Origin of the sequence: Rhodococcus sp. EPR-147, from assembly GCF_001647185.1 — a bacterium.
Classification (GTDB): domain Bacteria; phylum Actinomycetota; class Actinomycetes; order Mycobacteriales; family Mycobacteriaceae; genus Rhodococcoides.
Map to the genome: position 1 here is coordinate 1 of NZ_LVCU01000340.1, position 11,297 is coordinate 11,297.

7 protein-coding genes and 2 pseudogenes are annotated in these 11,297 nt (G+C 65.6%); 2 read left to right on the plus strand and 7 right to left on the minus strand.

The genetic code is table 11. The features are described 5' to 3' along the window. A pseudogene (locus A2J02_RS28305) lies at positions 1 to 531 on the plus strand (recombinase); the annotation flags it as partial. Between the two features lie 276 nt (positions 532 to 807). Next, positions 808 to 1,156 (plus strand): annotated as a pseudogene (locus A2J02_RS27285) (divalent metal cation transporter). A gap of 428 nt (positions 1,157 to 1,584) precedes the next feature. On the opposite strand, the gene A2J02_RS15620 reads toward A2J02_RS27285, so the two are convergent. The 7 genes from A2J02_RS15620 to A2J02_RS15650 all read right to left on the minus strand — a co-directional run. Further along, on the minus strand, positions 1,585 to 2,631 hold the full coding sequence (locus A2J02_RS15620) for an ABC transporter ATP-binding protein (protein ID WP_008720455.1): 1,047 nt from the start codon (positions 2,629 to 2,631) through the stop codon (positions 1,585 to 1,587). After that, the gene (locus tag A2J02_RS15625; RefSeq protein WP_080733225.1) at positions 2,628 to 4,142 is read right to left on the minus strand and encodes an ABC transporter permease; all 1,515 of its coding nucleotides are present in this window, start codon (positions 4,140 to 4,142) and stop codon (positions 2,628 to 2,630) included. The genes A2J02_RS15620 and A2J02_RS15625 overlap by 4 nt, the downstream gene beginning before the upstream one ends. Before the next feature lie 71 nt (positions 4,143 to 4,213). After that, a complete protein-coding gene (locus A2J02_RS15630) occupies positions 4,214 to 5,242 on the minus strand; it encodes an iron ABC transporter substrate-binding protein (protein ID WP_008720459.1) in 1,029 nt (342 codons plus the stop codon). Next, the gene (locus A2J02_RS15635) at positions 5,239 to 7,812 is read right to left on the minus strand and encodes an AMP-binding protein (RefSeq protein ID WP_080733224.1); all 2,574 of its coding nucleotides are present in this window, start codon (positions 7,810 to 7,812) and stop codon (positions 5,239 to 5,241) included. Before A2J02_RS15635 ends, A2J02_RS15630 begins: the two co-directional genes overlap by 4 nt. 375 nt (positions 7,813 to 8,187) lie before the next feature. Beyond that, positions 8,188 to 8,790 (minus strand): cadmium resistance transporter, encoded by a 603-nt coding sequence (locus tag A2J02_RS15640; RefSeq protein ID WP_008720461.1) that lies wholly within the window; start codon positions 8,788 to 8,790, stop codon positions 8,188 to 8,190. Positions 8,791 to 8,884: 94 nt separating this feature from the next. After that, on the minus strand, positions 8,885 to 9,430 hold the full coding sequence (locus A2J02_RS15645; RefSeq protein WP_008720462.1) for a signal peptidase II: 546 nt from the start codon (positions 9,428 to 9,430) through the stop codon (positions 8,885 to 8,887). Next, positions 9,427 to 11,297 (minus strand): heavy metal translocating P-type ATPase (locus A2J02_RS15650; RefSeq protein WP_068051061.1); only part of this gene is annotated, 1,871 nt, incomplete at its 5' end. The genes A2J02_RS15645 and A2J02_RS15650, both read right to left, overlap by 4 nt.

Sequence of the window (11,297 nt, forward strand, 5' to 3'; positions counted from 1 at the left end):
ACTTCGTTGGAGCTCGTGAGGGCGGGCGCATCACCGAGAAAGGTGTACAGGCGCTGGTACGAGGTCCTGGCCCACGGCGAGCGGCACCCCAGCACACGCATGCTCGCCGACGCCATCGAGCACGTCGACGGAACCGAACTCGCCGACTCCGTTACTCATCTCGACCCAGGCAGCGAACGGCCGTTGTTGACCACGATCGACCGGTGGGGCCATACCCCGCTGGTCGCAACCCCTCTCACCTCCCGGGGAATAGCCGATATCGTTCGAGCACACCTCGGGGGACGCGCTCCCACGCACATACCGCCCCCTGTTCGAGAGACGAACCCAGAGCGTGTCTTTACGCTCGAGCCTGCATCGGCGGTCTCGCTCGACCCTGGTTACTACGATCGCGGCACACTCGCACGAAGGCACTCCCACGCGCTCCTCGACGACGTCGATTCGGTTCTTGCCGATGTCGAAAACCGCGCAGACCGACTGCTCAGGGAACTTCTCGAGTTCTTAGATGCGGAAATGCCGGAGTGCGAGCAATAGTCTTCAGCGCGCGACGATCCCAGGTGTCACCCCGCAGGAGCGACCCCTGTTGTGAGTGAGTCAGCGAACATTGCACCGAACGACGACCGGGTCTGTGTCGAAAGTTCGCACGCGGGCTTCACGGTCTCTTGGTACGGGGTGGTCGTGTCGCTGGACCTCGTCTCGCGGTGCGCTTCCGATCCACTGCATCGATGTCTGCGTTGATGGTTCGGCGACGTTTCCTGAGGGTCAGTGCCGACAGCGGCAAGCGCGGTGAGAAGTACCAACACGAAGGGGATGTCGAGACTGGTCAGTGCGTCGATGGTCACGATCGCTCCTGCAGCGACACACACGAAAAGCAGGCGTGCACCGTCCACGCAAGCGCATCCCGATCGTGTGCGGCGGCTGGTTCCGGCACTGGCGATCCTCGCCGCTGGGGTTGACCCCAGTCGCGCTCTCGTCGTCTCGCAGGTCGTGTTGTCCTTCGGTATTCCGATCGCGCTGATTCCGTTGGTGCGGTTCACCTCTGACCGCATGTTGATGGGCAGCGATGTCAAATTACCGGATCACTCGATATGCAGCCCGGTTCATCGCGGGAATCGTCGTCGCACTCAGCATTGCACTGATCCATCTAACCGTCGTCTGATTGTGCGCGGGTGAACGTCTCCTGCTTGCCTCTGTGTTCCAGGACCGATTACCGCTCGCGATGGTGGTGGTGTGCGTGGGAAATCGGAATCAGTGGGTTCTTCCGCCGCTCAGGGGGAGTCCGTCCTCGAAAGAAAGAAGACTTAGTGCGGGCCACCAGATTTGCAAGCAACGCAATCGATGCCCCCAGTTTGGATGACGACGAAGCCGCCCACCACCTTCAAGACATCAACCCGCGTGCGGATCGTAGACGGCGGTGACAGTCGATGCCGGCCGGCCCGTTCCATGCTTGGGGTCGAGACGTGATTGCCTCCGGGGCGTTGCCTCAGTCTGGATGGTGCAAGTCTGCCCACTAACTACGCACATTGTTCGGCATCGATCGCATGATCGAGCAGGACGCGAGAGGCTGCCTCACACTGAGTAGCTCTCTCACAGGTCGTACACTACGGCGTCGCCGATGACGCGGATGGCGACCCTGTCGCCGGGCGTCAGAGCCGTGGCGCCGAAGCGGCGCACGGTGACCCGCTGGGCCATAGCGGTGTCCGCGGTGTCGAGGCGGATCCCGAGCAGCATCTCCGACCCGAAGTACTCCACGTCGACGACGGCCCCCGATGCACCCGCGCCGTCGGTGGTCACCTCGATTTGCTCCGGCCGCAACATGATTCGGGCTGCACCTTCGATGGCGTTCGGGGAAGGGGCGACGGCGACGTCGCCGAGGGCGCAGCGGGCACGGCCGTTCTCGATGTGGGCCGTCAAGATCACGGCGTCACCGATGAATTCCGCGGTGGTGACGTCCACAGGGCGGGAATAGATTTCACGAGGTGTACCGATCTGTGCGAGCCTGCCCGAGCTCATCACCGCAACCCGGTCGGCGAACGACAGGGCCTCGGGTTGATCGTGGGTGACGAGGATGGTGGTGATCCCAGCCTTGGCGAGGACGTCGGCGACGATCCGTCGAGTGTTCGCCCGCAAGCCGGCATCGAGTGCCGAGAACGGTTCGTCGAGCAGCATCAATTCAGGTTCACGCGCCAGCGCCCGCGCGAGCGCGACCCGTTGCTGCTGGCCGCCGGAGAGCTGGTCGGGTCGACGTGAGGCGTAGGACGAATCCAGCGACACCATCTCGAGCAGTTCGGTGATCTTCGAGACGGTGCGGGCACGGCGTGGCAGGCCGAACCCGATGTTCGCGCCGACCGTGGCGTGTGGGAACAGTGCCCCGTCCTGGGCGACGTACCCCACCGACCTTCGGTGCGCAGGCGTCCAGCCGGATCCCGCGACGACCTTCCCGGTCAGTGCGACAGTGCCTGCGTCGGGTTTGTCGAAACCCGCGATCAGACGCAGCAGCGTCGTCTTACCGCAACCGGACGGTCCGACGATGGCTGTGGTCGACCCGGCATCGACAGCGAACTCAACACGACGTAGCACCGTCACAGGACCGAACGACTTGTCCAGCCCATCCACCTCCACCGCGTATGTCATAGTCCTGCCGCCTTTTTCGACTGGGAGAAGAGAACGTAGGTCATGGGCAGAGACAGCACGATCATGATCAACGCGTACGGAGCAGCCCCCGAGTAGTCGATCTCGCTGCTCAGCGACCAGAACTGCATCGACAGAGTGCGGGTTCCGGTCGGTGCCAGCAGCAATGTCGCGGTCAACTCGTTCACGATCCCCAAGAACACCAACGCACCGCCCGCTGCGGTGGCCGGCGCAGCCAATCTGAGAGTCACCCGAAAGAAACTCGACAGCGGTGACAGACCCAGCGACCGAGCCGCCTCGTCCAACCCGACGGGCGCCTGCGCGAGCCCCGCCCGCAGGTTGACCAATGCGCGTGGCAGGAAGAGCAATGCGTAGGCCGCGATCACGACGACAACTGTTTGATACAGCGGATTTGCGTACCGAATGGCGACGGTGACGAACGCCAACGCAACCACGATGCCGGGCAACGAACTCGAGATGTAGGTACCGCCCTCGAGGACACGGCTGAACCGTCCGCGGTGGCGAATCGAGATCCACGCGACCGGGAACGCGAGTGCACACGTCATGACCGCACCGGCAATTCCGAACCCGAGCGTCTGCAGCAGCGCGGACGAGATTTCGTCCCACTCCCACACCGCGCTGCCGCCGACGACAAGCCACCGCAGAACACTGGCGATCGGGACTCCGAGAGACAGTGCGATCAACATCCCCAGGAAGACGAGCGCGATCGGCGAATACTGCCAACCGAGTTCTGCAGGCACGGCCGGGCGGGCTGCACCCGAGCCGATGCGGGCATACCTGGCACTGCCACGCACAACCGCTTCGATCACCAACAATGTGAGGCACAGCAATACCAGCACCCCGGCGAGCATGGTCGCCGCCGCTCCGTTGAACGTCGATTGATACTGCTCGAAAATCGCTGTAGTGAATGTGTCGAAGCGGATGAAGACGAAGGCACCGTATTCGGCGAGTAGGTGCAACGCGACCAGAAGCGCGCCGCCGGCGATTGCCAGCCGCAGCTGCGGCACCACGACGCGAAAGAACACTGCCCACGGTCCGATTCCGAGTCCTCGCGCCGATTCCTCGACCGCGGGGTCGAGCCTGCGTAGCGTCGCGGCCACGGGAATGTAGACGAGAGGAAAATACGAGAGCGTTGCGATCAGAACGCCGCCGCGCAGCCCGCCGAGGGAAGGGATCGCCGTCACCCACGAGTAGCCGTTCACGAACGCCGGGACAGCCAGCGGCGCGGCAAGCAATACCGCCCACACCTTCGCTCCGAATACTCGTGTGCGCTCGACCAACCAAGCAGCCGCGACGCCGATTGCGACACAGATGGGCACCGTGATCACTACCAACATCACGGTGTTGGCCAACAATTCGCGGACCCGCGATCGGAACAGCAGCGCCGACGCGGTGGCCCAGCCGGTGTCCACGCTCTCCACGATCACGTACCCGAGCGGGATGAGCGAGATCGCCACGACAATCACTGCGGTGACAGCCAGAGGCAAGGGCATACGCGACCGGCCTGCTGGGCACCGCAGCGTGTGGGCCGGCCCCCGTTGTTCTCGACCGTTCGTCGTTGGAATCAGAGCAAACCGGCTTCGGTCATGAGCTCGGTGACCTTCGGGCTGTTGAGCTTCGCCGGGTCCACCTGCGGGGCCTGCAGTTCGGTCAAGGGGACCAGATCCGCGTTGGCCGCCACTTCGCTGCCCACCGAGTACTCGAACGACATCCCGTCCCGCAGAACTTCCTGACCCTTCGGTCCGGTGACGAACGCCAGGAACTGCTGCGCTGCATCCTGTTTCGCGCTGGACTGCAGGACGCCGCCGCCGGAGACGCTGACAAATGCGCCGGGGTCTTCGTTCTTGAAGTAGTGCAGGGCGACGTTACTGCTGTTCTCTCCGGTCTTGGCCTGATCGCCGAACCAGTAGTAGTGGTAGATCACGCCGCCCGGGATTTCTCCGGCGTTGACGGCTTTCATCACCGTGCCGTTACCGTTGTAGGCGCGGACGTTGTTCTTCATCCCCTCCAACCAGGTGCGTGTAGCGTCCTCGCCTTTCAACTCGAGCAGCGCACTGACGATGGCTTGGAAATCGGCTCCCGACGGCGATGCTGCCCAGCGGTCCTTCCAGGCGGGGTCCTGCAGGTCCAGGAGTGAGGCCGGGAGCTGATCGGGGGTCAGCATGTCCGTGTTGTAGGCGAACACGGTCGAGCGGGCGGCGATACCCGTCCACTTGCCGTTCGACGGGCGGTATTGGCTCGGAACCTGGGCCAGCACGGCCTGGTCGACGTCGGTGAACAGACCCGCGTTCTCGACGAGCGTCATCGCCGGAGAGTTCTCCGTGAGGAACACATCCGCTGGCGATCGGTCACCCTCCGCTACGAGTTGGTTGCCGAGTTCGGTATCGCTCCCTTGGCGCAGGTCGACCTCGATGCCGGTCTCCGAGGTGAACGCGTCGGCCCATTCTTTCGTCAGCGACTCGTGTTGGGCGTTGTAGACGGTGATCCGGTTGTCCCCGCCCGGGTCGGACTCAGCGCTCGAACACCCCGACACCGTCAACAGTGCCGCGGTCGCCAGTGCGAGGCCCGCCATCAGTTCGATCCGCTTGCTCATCGTCCGTCCTTCGCATTTACCGGACCACCTCCGGTCGTCCCCGCCGCCATGGTACTTAGAGGATTGGCAAACCTAATGCCCGGCCCTGTCCCGCTCCACGGTAGACGGGCGAGCACGAAGGTCGCGGCCTGCCAGTAGACAACCCCCACGACGATCGACAGGGCGAATGCTGTCCAGGGATGGTCGTCGCGCAGCGGTAGATAGACCTGAAAATGGGTCAGGTAGATGTAGAGTGACGCGCTTGCCAACACCCCCGCAACCCGGCCCACAACTGCGGGACATGGGACGGATGTGAGCCACACCAGCAGGCAAAGTCCGACAATCACGATGACTTCTCGCTGGATGTCGCCGAAGAAGAACCCGGGAATCGATAGCACGATTGCCGCGGTGACCCCCACTCGATGCCACACGGTCTGCGCCCGGGCGGCGGCCCAGCCGAGGGCGAACAACCAGAAGACAACCGCCGCGGTCAGAATGCGATTGCGGCTGTCGTCGATCTCGATCAATCCGTAACGGGTAACCAGGCCCAATGCCACCAACCCCATAGGAAACCAGAACGGGTGACTGCGTTCGAGACGTGCGACCGCCGGAACATAGAGCACAGCGGCGGCTACGAGGACGATGTACACAATCGCCTCGACGAACCAGTATCGCCATTCGACAGACCAACCGTCCGGGCCGAAGATTCCGTTGAGCAGCAATGCACTGGTGATGCGGTAGTCCCCGGTCAGAGCGATGATGGCCCCGATCCACACCATGCTGGGGATGGCGATCCGAGCGACGCTGCGCACAGCATTGCGTGCGCGGGCGGTGCGATCGACCGCGCCGAGGTGGAAGCGGGCGAAGTTGTAGCCGGCGATTCCGAGAAGCACGTGCGCCCCGCCGAGCACCGAAAACAGGTGTATGTGCGAGCCGGTGATCAGCACGATCGCAAGGGCGCGCAGCACAACGTTGGTCTCCACCCGTCGCCAGCCGCGGCGCAGGTGCGGTGCCTGAACGAAGTCCACGACTCGGGTGTTGTGCCAGTCCGCCGGGAGGTGACCGAGCAGCTCCTCCAGCCGAATGGACATCCGCACATACGACAAAGAGTCACCGCCCAAGCTCACGAACGTGCTGTCGTCGTCGACCCTTGCGTGATGCAGGACCTCGGCATACATCGCTTTGACATCGGTGGTCTCGGGCTTTGTCGTCGTCGAGGTGGGCTGAACAGGGCCGGGCTTGCCTGCGAATTCCGCGACCGCTCGCGCATCGGGTTTGCCGGTGGAGGTGCGCGGCAGCTCATCGACGACACACACCCGAACTGCTGTTGCGGGAAGGCCGCTGAACTGTGCTGTCAAGCGTCGCACGTCGGCGACGTCAGCGTTCTCCGCGACGACGACGAGTTCGTCCGTGCCGTCGGTGCAGCACACGGTCAATCCCAGGTGTGCGAGCGCGGACTCGACGCGGTGCAGATCGATACGTAGACCGAACACTTTCGCGAAACGGCTGCGTCGGCCGACCACTTCGTACAGTCCATCGGCCGTTCGCCGGGCCAGGTCGCCTGTTCGCAGCTCGCCGGCGAGCGTGTCACCCAGGCGCAAGTCGCCGGGGTCGTGTGCGTAGCCGAGCATGACGTTCGGCCCCGAATAGACGAGCTCACCCGTCCCGTCCGGGGCATCCGCGACCGGATCGAGCCGAAAGGACCCGTCGGGAATCGGCCGTCCGATGGAATGCGGATGAGCGGCGGCAAGATCCGGTGGCAGATACGCCATTCGGGCGGTCGCCTCCGTTTGCCCGTACATGACGAACAAGTCCCATCCCTGGCGTCGGCCCAGCTCGGCATACGTGCGGACGCGATCGGGCGACAGCTTTCCGCCGGCCTGCGTGACGTACCGCAGGTCGTGAAGATTCAGCTGTTCGAACCCGATACGGTCGAGCAGATCGAAGGTGTACGGCACACCCGCGAAGGTGGAGGCGCGGTGGGTGCGCGCAAGGTCCCACAGTCGAGTATCTGTGACCGAAGAGTTGGTCAGAATCAAGGCGGCACCGCGCAGGAGGTGGCTGTGGACGACCGAAAGCCCATAGCAGTAGTGCATGGGTAGCGTGGTCACGGCACGGTCGGTGGGGCGGATGCCCAGGTATTCGGCAATCGACTCGGCGTTGGCCTGCACGTTGTCGTGCGAGAGACGGACGAGTTTGGGTGATCCGGTCGAACCCGAGGTGCTCAGCAGCAACGCGAGATCAGGGTGCAGCTCATGTCTGGATTGTCGATCGAGTTCTTCGACGACTGTGTTGCCGTCGAGGGTGCGCACCACCACATCGGGCCGATATGTGTCGATGAGCCCGTCGAGATGGTCGGGATTGTCGTCCGAGGCCAGCAGTACGGGGTGTCCTGCACGCAGCGCCGCGAGGTAGGTGACGACGACCTCGACCTTGTTGGTGCCGGCGATCAGTACCAGACGACGGCCACGTCCAAGTCTGGCCGCCTGCCGGTCGATGCGCTCGTCCAGGTCGCGGTAGGTGATCGTCTCGTTCACCGATATCAGACCCGGTGCGTCACCGAATCTGCCCAAATCGTGCGCTAAGCGCACACTGGGGCGTTTCGGGCGGTTGAAGTCTCTGGGCACCGAGCGAGTCTATAAGGGCTGCCGAACCTAACCTTCCGGCGACGAATACGACTCCGCGCCCGCGCGGACGAGCGTGGCTCGTCTGTCCACACACCGCTCGGACACAGATGATCGGGGTCAGCGACGCCTACTCGGCGGTCGATTCGGCAAGTCCGGTCCGATTGTCGCACCGTGGTCGATCTGATGATCGCCGACGGATCGACCGAGTATCGATGCGCCGCCCTTTGCTCACCCTCACGCTTCGATCGATGGCATGGAGGTGACGCCACCGGGCGGTGGCGGGAACCGATCTGAGTCGGGCCGTAGCGGTTCCGCAGGCTGCGCGCGAGCGGGTGTCGGTCATGACGCGGCGGCGATCAGCCGGGCGAGAACTCCGGATTCGAGGAGGATGAAGAGACCCAAGCCGATGAACACCGCTGGGACGAGCCAGTGCTCGACCCGTTCGAGAGTGTCGACGACCTTCCTGCGAGTGCCCAGCAGCCTGCCGGCGTAGCACCAGATCCCGACGCAGATCAGGAACACGGCGATGGTGACTGCGGTCTGTGGTGGACCGAGCGTCCGAAAGACCGGGGTGTAGACGGCGATGTTGTCGGCACCGTTGGCGATGGTGATGGCAGCAACGCCTGCCATTCCGGTGGCAGCGACCGGGGGTTCGTCCTCGTCGTCGCTGCGCAGCCAGCGGATCAGCGTCCAGAGCCCCAGCGACAGGGGCAGCACACCGAGTAGCCCGACCCATTCTTGCGGCACGATCACCAGTCCCAGAGCGGCGACGACGCTGGTCGCGACGAGGGTGATCAGGCCGAGGTACTGGCCGGTGACGATCTGCCACGCCCGCGGCCTACCCTGGCTGGCGGAGGCGACGAACAGCACCGTCAGCACGACGATGTCGTCGATGTTGGTGCCGGCGAACATCGCCACTGCCGCGGCGATGGTGGTGATCACTGCCGCACCGGGCGTCGGTGAGGATGTAACCGGACGCCCCCGGTGCCGCACGCGACCGTCATGGAGGTCGATCGGATTCGAGGTCGGGGAGCAGTCATACGGATCGTTGCTCCGTGCCCGTGGGATCGACGCGGGTTCGGCCCTCCCGGAGCGACGCGAGGACGACCAGGACTACGCCGCATGTGAGGTAGGTGTCGGCGAGGTTGAAGGTGGGCCACCATCCGGTGTGGAAGTAGTCCGTCACGCGGCCGTCGGCAGCGCGGTCGATGACGTTGGCGGCCGCTCCGGCGACGACCGCCGACAGCCCCACCGTCCCGGTCAGTGAGCCGACGGGGACGGTGCGCCACGCGTACACGGCGATGGCGAGAGTGATGATGGCGGTGACCGCGATGATGACCCCTGGCGGCAGCCCGTTCCCGACGCTGAAGGCGACACCGCTGTTGTAGGCAAGCCTGAGTTGCAGCAACCCCAGTTCGATGACGCGGCCGTCGGAGAGTGCGCGGCGGGCGACGGGGTCGGCCGCGAGTGCCGCCGCGACGAGGACGGCGACGACGATCGCCAGGGTCCACCGGGATCGAGTCGCCGAGCGTCCCCCGGTCGAGACACCCGGCATCGGGCCCGAAGTGGGGTCTGGGCTCATGTCCAGGCCTCGGCTGCTGCCGGGGCAGGTGCGGGCACCGCTGCGGCGGACAGGGGGTGGGTGCGGCCGGCGCGGACTCCGTTGGCGATGACCACGATCTCGGCGAGTTCGTGCACCAGCACCACCGCGGCCAGGCCGAGGATTCCGAACAGGGCGAGCGGCATCAGCACGGTGATGATCGCCAGCGACAGCCCGACGTTCTGCAGCATGATGCGTCGGGATCGGCGCGCGTGGGCCAGGGCGTGCGGCAGGTGCCGCAGGTCCTCACCCATCAGGGCGACGTCGGCGGTCTCGATGGCCACGTCGGTGCCCATGGCGCCCATGGCGATACCGAGGTCGGCGGTGGCCAGTGCGGGGGCGTCGTTGACGCCGTCGCCGACCATCGCGGTCGACCGGCGGCCCTTCAGGTCGCCGATGATGCGTGCTTTGTCCTCCGGTCGCAGATCCGCGTGGACCTCCTCGATGCCGACGTCGGCGGCCAGTGCGCGGGCGGTGCGTTCGTTGTCCCCGGTGAGCATCGCGACGTGGTACCCGTCGCGGCGGAGACCGGCGACGACTTCCGCGGCTTCGGGTCGCAGTTCGTCGCGGACCGCTATCGCGCCGAGGGTGCGGCCGTCCTGTTCGACGAGGACGGCGGTGGCTCCGGCGTGCTGCATCCGTTCCACGTCCGCGGCCAGCGGGCCGGGGTCGATCCACCCTGGTCGGCCGAGGCGGACGTCGTCGCCGCAGAGGCGGCCGGTGAGGCCGGCTCCGGTGACTGCGACGACGTCGTCGGCGGGTGTGTGGTCGTCGACGGCGGCGAGGATCGCCGCGGCCAGGGGGTGCTCGCTGCGCACTTCCAGCGCTGCGGCCACGGCGAGGACCTGTTCGCGGGTCGCACCGTCCGCGGTGGCGACGTCGATGACGACCGGCTTGTTGCGGGTCAGGGTGCCGGTCTTGTCGAGCGCGATCACGCGGATGCGGCCCAGCGCCTCAAGAGCTGAGCCTCCCTTGACCAGGACGCCGAGTTTGCTGGCGGCGCCGATCGCCGCGACGACGGTGACCGGGACGGCGATGGCCAGTGCGCACGGTGAGGCGGCGACGAGGACGACCAGTGCGCGTTCGATCCATACCCGTGGTTCGCCGAGCAGGCTGCCCACGGCGGCGATGAGGGCGGCGGCGACCATGATTGCCGGCACCAGGGGCCTGGCGATCGTGTCGGCCAACCGCTGAGCCTCACCCTTGCGGGACTGCTCGGCCTCGACGATCCGGACGATCTTGGCCAGCGAGTTGTCCTCGGCACGTGCGGAGACCTCCACCTCGAGAACGCCGGTTCCGTTGATCGCCCCGGCATACACGTCGTCGCCGGGCCCGGCCTCGACGGGCACCGATTCGCCGGTGATCGCCGAGGTGTCGAGCGCGGTGGTGCCGCGGCGGATGGTGCCGTCGGTGGCGATGCGCTCGCCGGGCTTGACGATCATCATCTCCCCGAGCATCAACTCGGTCGGCGACACCGCCTGCTCGAGGCCGTCTCGTCGGACTGTGGCGGTGTCGGGAACCAGGGACAACAGTGCCCGTAGACCTCGCCGTGTGCGGGCGACCGCGTACTCCTCGAGGCCCTCGCTGATCGCGAACAAGAACGCGAGCATCGCGGCCTCGCCGACCTCACCAAGGATCACGGCACCGACCGCCGCGATGGTCATCAGGGTGCCGACACCGATCTTGCCGCGCGCGAGCCGCCGAAGGGTCGACGGGACGAAGGTGTAGCCGGCGACGATCAACGCGAGTGATTCGAGCACCAGGGTCAGCCGATCAGGGCCGCCGATCCAGTCAATGATCAGCCCTGCCGCCAGCAGTGCACCGGCCACCGCGGCAGCTCGGATCTCGG